Below are 8,167 nucleotides of genomic sequence, written 5' to 3' on the forward strand. Positions count from 1 at the left end.
CTCTCCTTGACCCGTCTGCAACGAAACTTTAGGTGAGGCTAACCTGGTGGCGGTGCGAAGACAACACGATCCCCCGCGCAGGGCCGGGGCCCGGCACGCGGGCCTTGTGGTCGCCGCGGTGATGCTGGTGCTGGTGCTGGCGGCAACCAGTCTGTGCGTCGGGGCGTTGACCACCTCGCCCGCCCAGACCCTGCACATCCTCACCGACGGCTTCTCCGCGACACCGACCGCCGACGAGGTCGCCGTGCTCCACTATCGGGTACCGCGCACGATCGTGATCATCGTCGTGGGCGTCGCGCTGGGCCTGGCCGGCGCGCTCATCCAGGGGCACACGCGCAATCCGCTCGCCGACCCCGGGCTCCTCGGGATCTCGGCCGGTGCTGCGGCCGCCATCGTGATCGGGATCTACTTCTTCTCGGCCGACGACGCGTTCACCATGCTGGTCCTCGCCTTCGCCGGATCGGCGGTGGCCACCTCGGCGGTGTTCCTCATCGGCGGCGGCCGGCGTCGGGGCTCCGACCCGGTAGGCCTGGTCCTCGCCGGCGCCGCCATCGCGGCGCTGCTGACCGCGGTCACCACCACCATCGTGCTGCGCAGCCCCGAGGCCCTGGATGCCTTCCGCTTCTGGACCGCCGGGTCGGTGGCCGTCAGTGAGGGCCGCTCGTACCTGCCCGCCCTGATTCCACTCGCCGTCGGCGCCGCCCTGGCCGCCGCCTCGGGCCCCGGCCTGAATCTGCTGGCCATGGGGCACGAAGCGGCCGGTTCCCTCGGCCTGAACGTGCCGCGGCTGCGGGTGGTGGGGCTGTGCGCGATCACGCTGCTCGCCGGCGCCGCCACCGCCGTCGCCGGCCCGCTGGCCTTCCTCGGGCTGATCGCACCGCACCTGGCCCGCGGCCTGGTCGGTGCCGACTACCGAGCCGTCCTCCCGGTCGCCGGACTGTGCGCCACCGGCATTCTGCTGGTCGCCGACATCGCCGGCCGGGTGATCTCCGAACGTGAGGTGCCGGCCGGCGTGATGCTGGTGCTGGTCGGCGTGCCGTTCTTCCTCGTCGTGATTCGCCGCACCAGGTTTCAGTCCGCATGACCGCCACCGAGTCCCCCGCCCGCCCCCCGGCGCTGCTGCGCGTGGGCGCGATACAGATCGTCGTCGCGCGCCGTTCGGTGATCGTCGGCGCGATCCTGCTGGTGGTGACGCTGTCGGCGTTCGTCGCCGCCATGGCGCTGGGCGAACCGGTCCTGTCCATCGGCCGGCTGCTCGACGTACTGTCCGGCGGCGGCACCCGGGCCCAGCGGATTCTGGTCCTCGATCTGCGCGCCAACCGGACCATCGTCGCGGCCCTGGCCGGTGCCGCACTCGGAATCGCCGGCGCGATCATGCAGACGGTCTCCCGCAATCCGCTGGCCAGTCCCGACATCCTCGGGATCACGGCGGGCGCCTCGGCAGGCGCGGTGGTGGTGATCGTGACTCGGCACTCCGCCTACGGCGAGGACGTGTGGCTGACGCCCGTGGGCGCCATGATCGGCGGCCTGGTGATCGCGGCCGCCATCGCCGCCTTCTCGTCGGGAATGGACCCGCTGCGCCTGGTCCTGGCGGGCATCGCACTGTCGGCACTGTGCACCGCCCTGATCACCTTTCTGCTGACCGTGGTCGACACCGAGATCGCCACGAGCGCCTACACATGGCTGGCGGGTTCGCTCAACGGGCGCGGGCCGCAACACATCTGGCCGGTCGCCGCCGCCCTGGTAGTCGCCGCCCTGATGGTGCCGCCGCTCACCCGACCAGCGTCGATGCTGTCCCTCGGCACGGTGCGGGCGCAGACTCTCGGGGTGCCGGTCCGCGGACCGAACGCACCCTGCTGCTGCTCTCGGTCCTGCTCGCTTCGATGGCGACCGCGGCGACCGGCCCCATCGGCTTCGTCGCCCCGCAGATCACCGTTCGGCTGGCCCGGGCGCCGTCGCCGCCGCTGCTCAGCTCGGCCCTGACCGGCGCCGCCGCGGTACTCGTGGCCGACACCCTCACCCGCACCTTGCTGCCCTGGTCGGCGCCGATCGGCGCGGTCACCTCGGCCCTCGGCGCCCCCGTGCTGATCTATTTCCTATGGAAGGCGACCCGTGTCTGAACTCCCGGCCTCCCAGCGACTCCCGGACCATTCCGGCGACCTCACCCGGGGCCGCCTCGCCGCCGAATCGGTGACGGTCGCCTACGGTTCGCGGACCGTTCTGCAAGACCTGTCGTTCACGGTGCCGAACGGCTCGCTGACCATGATCATCGGGCCCAACGGCTGCGGAAAGTCCACGCTGCTGCACACCCTGGCGCGGATCCTCACCCCGGCGGACGGCCGGGTGACGCTCGACGGCCGCGATGTCCGCAAGCTCGCGGCCAAGGGCCTGGCCCGTGAACTCGCACTGCTACCGCAGAGCGCGATCACCCCGGTCGGAGTCCGCGTCTCGGCCATGGTGGGCCGGGGCCGGTACCCGCACCAGAAGCTGCTGCAGCAGTGGAGCGAGACCGACGAGACGGCGGTGGAAGCGGCGATGGCGGCGACCGGGATCACCGACCTGGCCGGGGAGTTCATCGACGAGTTGTCCGGCGGCCAGCGCCAGCGCGTGTGGCTGGCCATGCTGCTGGCCCAGGAGACCGGCATCATGCTGCTCGACGAGCCGACGTCGTACCTCGACATCGCCCACCAGTACGAACTCCTGGAACTGCTGCGAACCCAGCACGATGAGGGGAAGACGCAGGTGGTGGTGCTTCACGACCTGGATCAGGCCGCCCGCTACGCCTCACACCTGGTCGTGATGGACCGCGGCCGCATCGTCACCGCCGGCAGCCCGCAGGAGATCATCACCGCCGAGTTGCTGAGGGACGTCTTCGGCATCGAAGCGCTGGTGGCGGCCGATCCGGTGACCGGCACGCCGTCGGTGCACCCACTCGATCCCCGCGCCGCCCGGTAGCGCGGCCGCGCGGGGACCGCGCGGTCAATCCTTGGGACCGAGCTGGTCGGCGAGGTCGGCCAGGACCGCCGGATCTTCGATGGTCGACGGCACCGCGTACTCCTCACCGTCGACGATCTGCCGCATGGTCTTGCGCAGGATCTTGCCCGAGCGGGTCTTCGGCAACGCGGGCACCACGGTGACGTCCCGGAAGGTCGCGACGGCACCGATCGCGTCGCGCACCAGCGTCACCAGCTCCGACCGCAGCTTCTCCGGGTCGATCTGGACACCGGCCTTGAGGACCACGTAGCCGCTGGGCCGCTGCCCCTTGAGGTCGTCACGGATGCCGACCACCGCGCACTCGGCGACGGCACCGTGTCCGGCGACCACCGCTTCGATGCTGCCCGTGGACAGCCGGTGCCCGGCGACGTTGATCACGTCGTCGGAGCGCCCCAGGACGAAGACGTAGCCGTCGTCGTCGATGTAGCCGGAGTCGCCGGTCAGGTAGTAGCCGGGGAAGGCGTTCAGGTACGACGTCCGGAAGCGCTCCTCGTCGCGCCACAGTCCGGCCAGGGTGCCCGGCGGCAGCGGCAGCCGCACCACGATGTTGCCCTCGGTGCCCGCCGGCACCGGCTCGCCCTCGCCGTCGATCACCTCGACGCGGTAGCCGGGCACGGGCACGGTCGGCGAACCGGGCTTGATCTCCAGGGTCTCCAGTCCGCGCAGGTTCGCCACGATCGACCAGCCGGTCTCGGTCTGCCACCAGTGATCGACCACGGGCACGCCGAGCTTCTCCGAGGCCCAGAAGAAGGTGTCCGGGTCCAGCCGCTCACCGGCGGCGAACAGGGTCCGTAGCGAGGAGATGTCGTACTTCGCCAGTTCGAGGGCCTCCGGGTCGGCCTTGCGGATGGCTCGGATGGCCGTCGGTGCGGTGAACAGGGCGACGGCCCCGTGTTCGCTGATGACCCGCCAGAAGGCGCCCGCGTCCGGGGTGCCGACCGGCTTGCCCTCGTACATCACGGTGGTGGCGCCGACCAGCAGCGGGCCGTAGACGATGTAGGAGTGGCCGACCACCCAGCCCACGTCGGAGGCGGTCCACCATACGTCGCCGGGCGAGATGTCGTAGATGTTGCGCATCGACCAGGTCAGGGCGACGGCGTGGCCGCCGTTGTCGCGGACCACGCCTTTGGGCTTTCCGGTGGTGCCCGAGGTGTACAGGATGTAGAGCGGGTCGGTCGCGGCCACCTCGACGGGGGCGGCCGGATCGGCGTCGGCGGCCACCTGGTCCCAGTCCAGCCAGCCGTAATCGGCGGCGCTGCCGGGCACCTGCGGACGGTCCTTGACGATCACCGTCGACGGTGCCGACTCCGCCAGGTCCAGCGCGGTTTTCACCATCGGCAGGTACTCGATGGTCCGGCCGGGCTCCATTCCCCCGGAAGCGGTGACGATGGCGACGGGCTCGGCGTCGTCGATGCGGGTGGCCAGCTCGGGTGCGGCGAATCCGCCGAAGACCACCGAATGCACCGCGCCGATCCTCGCGCACGCCAGCATCGCGACGGCGGCCTCGGGGATCATCGGCAGGTAGATGATGACGCGGTCGCCTTTGCCGACCCCCTGTGCGGCAAGCGCCCCGGCGAATCCGGCGACCTCGTCGAGCAGCTGCGAATAACTGAAGGTGCGCTGCTCGCCGGTCATCGCCGAGTCCCAGATCAGCGCCGGGCGATCGCCGTGGCCGGCGTCGACGTGCCGGTCGAGGGCGTTGGCCGCCGTGTTCAGGGTGGCGCCGGGGTACCAGCGGTAGATCGGCGCGGCCGAGTCGTCGAGTGCGCGCTCGGGTGGAACGATCCAGTCGACGGCTTGCGCAGCGTCGAGCCAGAAGCCCTCCGGGTCGTCGAGACTGCGAGTGAATTGGTCTGTATAGGCGCCCACGGCCTCACGCTAGCCACCCGAAGCGGTGGGCGCCGTCACTTTTCGGCTGTGTACCCGCTCACATTCGCCGCAGAAAAGGTCACGGAATGATCACGGCGAGAGTGGCAGATGACCTGCGAAGACGACCATTCGCCTGCGCTTGCAATAGCAAGCGAGACGTGGTCCAGACCACAGAACCGGCCGTGACCTTTGGTTCTTCGGCCCGTAGCGTCGTGGCCGGTCCGAGATCCCTGGGAACCGAAACCCGGGCGAGACAAGGAGGAATCGACCATGAGCATGAGCATCAAGAAGCTCGCCACCCGCACCGTCATCGCCGGCGCCCTGACGATCGCTCCGATGGGCGTCATGGCCGCGACCGCCTCGGCTGCGCCCCACAACTGGGACGCCGTCGCGCAGTGCGAGTCCGGCGGCGACTGGTCCATCAACACCGGCAACGGCTACTACGGCGGCCTGCAGTTCTCGCCGTCCACCTGGCAGGCCAACGGTGGCTCGGGCATGCCGCACGAGAACAGCCGTGACGAGCAGATCCGCGTCGCCGAGAACACTCTGGCCAGCCAGGGCGTCGGCGCGTGGCCGTCCTGCGGCAGCCTGCTGTACTCCTGATCGCGGCACCGCGGACGCGGCGGTACTGACCGGTTCAGCACTGCCCGAGCATCACGCGATCGCGAACGACGGGCCGGTTCCTTCGGGGACCGGCCCCGTCGCCGTCGGTCTGTCGCCGCGCGCGAAGCCCTGGTCACCCGGGGTGCGGCCCCCTAGGCTCGGACTCATGGTCGGATTGACGCTCACCTCGCTCGGCGGCGCCGGGACCGTCACCGGGTCCAAGCACCTGCTGCAGGGCGGCGGAAAGTCGCTGCTGATGGACTGCGGACTGTTTCAGGGGATCAAGAACCTGCGCGAGGCCAACTGGCGACCGCTGCCGGTGGCCGCCGGCAGTATCGACGCGGTGGTGCTGACGCACGCGCACCTCGACCACAGCGGATACCTGCCCCGGCTGGTCCGCGAGGGCTTCGCCGGACGCATCTACTGCACGCCGGCCACTCGCGCCGTCGCCGAGATCATCCTGCGCGACAGCGCGCACCTGCAGGAGCGCGACGCCGACTTCGTCAACAAGAAGAAGGCCACCCGGCACCGGCCTGCGCTGCCCCTGTACGACACCGACGACGTCGAGGCCACGCTCCCGCGGTTCGTGACCCGGCCGCCGCACCAGGTCTTCTCCCCGCTGCCCGGAGTGGACGTCACCTTCCGCGGCGCCGGCCACATTCTCGGCGCGGCCACCGTCACCGTCGTCTGGCGACACCGCGAAGACCCGGCACGGGAATCGGGATCGGCCACCACCGTCGCCTTCACCGGCGATCTTGGCCGATACGACGATCCGCTGATGTTCGACCCCGAGCCGATCGCGCACGCCGACGTCCTGGTGACCGAGTCCACCTACGGTGACCGGCGGCGTGAGACCGCCGATCCGATGGCGACGCTGGCGCGGATCGTCACCGAGACCGTCGAGCGCGGCGGCACCGTCCTGATCCCGGCCTTCGCGGTCGGGCGCACCCAGGTGATCCTCTACTACCTGTGGCAACTGCTCCGCGAGGGCGCCATCCCCGAGGTGCCGATCTACGTGGATTCACCGATGGCGATCAACGCCGGCGAACTGCTGCGGGACTTCCCCGGCCGGTACCGCCTCGATCCGGCGCGCACCGAAGAGATGTTCGCGATCGCGCGGTACACCCGAGAGGCCGAAGCCTCGAAGGCGATCTCGGCCGATCGCACGCCGAAGATCGTGCTGTCGGCCAGCGGCATGGCCACCGGCGGTCGGATCCTCCATCACCTGGCGGCGTTCGCTCCCGATCCGCGCACCACGATCGTCCTGGCGGGTTACCAGGCCGTGGGCACACGGGGGCGGTCGCTCGCCGACGGCGCCCGGTTCCTGCGCCTGTACGGCGAATGGGTGCCGGTCAACGCGCACGTCGAGAATCCGCACCTGTTCTCCGCTCATGCCGACGGCGACGAGCTGATCCGCTGGATGGGCGGCTTCGGGGCTGCGCCGCGGCGCAGTCTCATCGTGCACGGTGAGCCCGAGGCCGCCGCGGCCCTGCGCCTGCGGATGCGCCGCGAACTCGGGTGGGAGGTCGACGTCGCGGTCGCGAACCGGGTCTACCCTCTCTGACCCGCCCCGGCTCTCAGCCCCAGCTGCGCGACTGTTCCAGCACGAAGCCGGCGACGATCACCAGCGTGCCGCCGACCTCGCCGATGATGAGCGCGATGGTGGACACCGTGAGCGCCCGGTCGGCCGGGTGGTACTGGTTGGTGGTGTCCCGGCGCCAGCCGTGCAGACAGTAGGCGGCGATCGCGCCGACGAAGAAGGCCAGCACCACCGCGAGCGCCACGACGTTGACCCACGTCGGCCAGGCGCTGAACTGAACGAGCGCCGCCAGCAGCACCGCCGCGAACGAGTACATCAGCGCCGCGCGGTGCGCGATATCGACGTAGACGTGCGCCTGCCCCACTGGACTCCGACTGATTTCAACGAATTTCCAGACCCCGAGCAGCAGGGCCCAAAGGAAAATGACCCCCGCGGAGATGAGCGCGATCTGCGTCGCCAATTCCAATTCCACGCCCCCAACCATAGCCTTTGCCCGCGATGTCACCCGGCATTCAGGGTCACCTCACTTAGGCAAGGATTAGTACATAATCGCAGGCCAGAGGCTATTTAGGGTAGACATATCTTGCTAGCGCAAACGGATTTCCACGCTTAGGCTGAAGCACATGAAGATGAATGAAGAACTCGAACACGCTTTCAGCAAGCAGATCACTCTGGAATTCGAGTCGGCCATGCTGTACCGCCAGCTCGCCATCGAATTCGAACTCAAGGATCTTCCCGGCATCGCGAGCTGGATGAAGAACCACGCCACCGAGGAGCTCAGCCACGCCGACCGGCTGATCGAGCACCTCACCGATCGTGACAACCATCCGGTGATCGGCGACATCCACGTGCCGTCGATCAAGATCAACACCCTCGCCGAGGCCTTCGAGATCGCACTCGAAGCCGAGGAGGGCGTGTCGGAGTCGATCCGGAACCTGTTCCGCCTGGGCCGGGAGACCAACGACATCGACTCGATCCCGGTGATCGACTGGTTCGTCTCCGAGCAGGTCGAGGAGGAGGCCACCGTGCGTGAGATCCTCGGCCGCGTCAAGCTGGTCGGCGACGACGGCTCGGGCATCCTGCGCCTGGACGCCGAGCTCGGCAGCCAGGCCTGACAAGACCCTCTCGCAGCCCTCGAGAGTGCGGCCCCCGACCGGTTCA

The 8,167-nt window shown here is 69.6% G+C and carries 7 protein-coding genes and 1 pseudogene; 6 read left to right on the forward strand and 2 right to left on the reverse strand.

What is annotated here, in order from left to right:
• The first annotated feature begins 52 nt into the window (after positions 1-52).
• The 3 genes and pseudogenes from ABD732_RS08955 to ABD732_RS08965 all read left to right on the forward strand — a co-directional run bounded on the left by ABD732_RS08955 (position 53) and on the right by ABD732_RS08965 (position 2,955).
• Positions 53-1,084 (forward strand): FecCD family ABC transporter permease, encoded by a 1,032-nt coding sequence (locus ABD732_RS08955; RefSeq protein ID WP_344782750.1) that lies wholly within the window; start codon positions 53-55, stop codon positions 1,082-1,084.
• 131 nt (positions 1,085-1,215) lie between these two features.
• Positions 1,216-2,120 (forward strand): annotated as a pseudogene (locus tag ABD732_RS08960) (FecCD family ABC transporter permease).
• Positions 2,113-2,955 carry an ABC transporter ATP-binding protein gene (locus ABD732_RS08965; protein ID WP_344782752.1) on the forward strand — a complete coding sequence of 281 codons (843 nt, stop codon included), beginning with the start codon at positions 2,113-2,115 and terminating at the stop codon, positions 2,953-2,955. The pseudogene ABD732_RS08960 and the gene ABD732_RS08965 overlap by 8 nt, the downstream one beginning before the upstream one ends.
• Positions 2,956-2,979: 24 nt before the next feature.
• Here the strand turns inward: ABD732_RS08965 and ABD732_RS08970 are convergent, their stop codons facing one another.
• Positions 2,980-4,863 (reverse strand): propionyl-CoA synthetase, encoded by a 1,884-nt coding sequence (locus tag ABD732_RS08970; RefSeq protein ID WP_344782755.1) that lies wholly within the window; start codon positions 4,861-4,863, stop codon positions 2,980-2,982.
• Between the two features lie 276 nt (positions 4,864-5,139).
• Between ABD732_RS08970 and ABD732_RS08975 the strand changes: the two genes are divergently transcribed.
• Together ABD732_RS08975 and ABD732_RS08980 are read left to right on the forward strand one after the other, a co-directional pair.
• Positions 5,140-5,466: a transglycosylase family protein gene (locus ABD732_RS08975; protein WP_344782800.1), complete on the forward strand. Its 327-nt coding sequence runs from the start codon at positions 5,140-5,142 to the stop codon at positions 5,464-5,466.
• 166 nt (positions 5,467-5,632) lie between these two features.
• On the forward strand, positions 5,633-7,030 hold the full coding sequence (locus ABD732_RS08980; RefSeq protein ID WP_344782757.1) for an MBL fold metallo-hydrolase RNA specificity domain-containing protein: 1,398 nt from the start codon (positions 5,633-5,635) through the stop codon (positions 7,028-7,030).
• Between the two features lie 13 nt (positions 7,031-7,043).
• Here ABD732_RS08980 and ABD732_RS08985 read toward each other — a convergent pair whose 3' ends face one another.
• Positions 7,044-7,490, reverse strand: coding sequence for a hypothetical protein (locus ABD732_RS08985; RefSeq protein ID WP_425553013.1), 447 nt, complete (start codon positions 7,488-7,490; stop codon positions 7,044-7,046).
• A gap of 139 nt (positions 7,491-7,629) precedes the next feature.
• On the opposite strand from ABD732_RS08985, the gene ABD732_RS08990 reads away from it, so the two are divergent.
• Positions 7,630-8,121, forward strand: a complete 492-nt coding sequence (locus ABD732_RS08990; protein WP_344782761.1) for a ferritin — start codon at positions 7,630-7,632, stop codon at positions 8,119-8,121.
• Positions 8,122-8,167: the final 46 nt, after the last annotated feature.

This window comes from Gordonia caeni (assembly GCF_039537105.1).
In the GTDB taxonomy this organism is placed as follows: Bacteria; Actinomycetota; Actinomycetes; order Mycobacteriales; family Mycobacteriaceae; genus Gordonia; species Gordonia caeni.

Coding starts and splice junctions, on each gene's coding strand:
- ABD732_RS08980 (WP_344782757.1), top strand. CDS start 5,633: ATGGTCGGATTGACGCTCACCTCGCTCGGCGGCGCCGGGACCGTCACC.
- ABD732_RS08985 (WP_425553013.1), bottom strand. CDS start 7,490: ATGGTTGGGGGCGTGGAATTGGAATTGGCGACGCAGATCGCGCTCATC.
- ABD732_RS08975 (WP_344782800.1), top strand. CDS start 5,140: ATGAGCATCAAGAAGCTCGCCACCCGCACCGTCATCGCCGGCGCCCTG.
- ABD732_RS08990 (WP_344782761.1), top strand. CDS start 7,630: ATGAAGATGAATGAAGAACTCGAACACGCTTTCAGCAAGCAGATCACT.